Origin of the sequence: Bartonella sp. B10834G3, from assembly GCF_016102505.1 — a bacterium.
In the GTDB taxonomy this organism is placed as follows: Bacteria; Pseudomonadota; Alphaproteobacteria; order Rhizobiales; family Rhizobiaceae; genus Bartonella; species Bartonella choladocola.
Map to the genome: position 1 here is coordinate 1 of NZ_JACFOM010000019.1, position 417 is coordinate 417.

Annotated in this window: 1 protein-coding gene; it reads left to right on the forward strand. The window is 48.0% G+C overall.

What is annotated here, in order from left to right; translation table 11 throughout:
- Positions 1-417 (forward strand): autotransporter domain-containing protein (locus tag H3S94_RS11765; RefSeq protein ID WP_198241181.1); only part of this gene is annotated, 417 nt, incomplete at both ends.

Genomic DNA, 417 nt, shown 5'->3' on the forward strand with positions numbered 1-417 from the left:
AATTATTTCGGTGGCCATGTCACGGGCGGCTATGTCTTCAATTTTGATGATCGGCGCGCCCTTGATGTCTATGGCCGCTATTTATGGACGCGTATGGAAAGCGATACGGTTAAAATCGACAAAGAAAAATTGCATTTCGACAGTTCGACGAGTTCGCGTATCGAACTCGGCTCCCGTTATTCCTATCAATATAATGACTGGTTCAAGCCTTATATCGGCGCAACCTATGATTACGAGTTTGATGGCGATGTCGGTGCAAAAGCCTATGAATTCGATTTGCACAAACCGTCACTTGAAGGCTCGACCGGCATTTTTGAAGCCGGTTTCAGGATGAACCCGTTGAGAGACAACAAAGCTTTGACAATCAATGTTGATGGTCAGGGTTATGTCGGCGCTCGTCAGGGTGGCGGCGGCGGT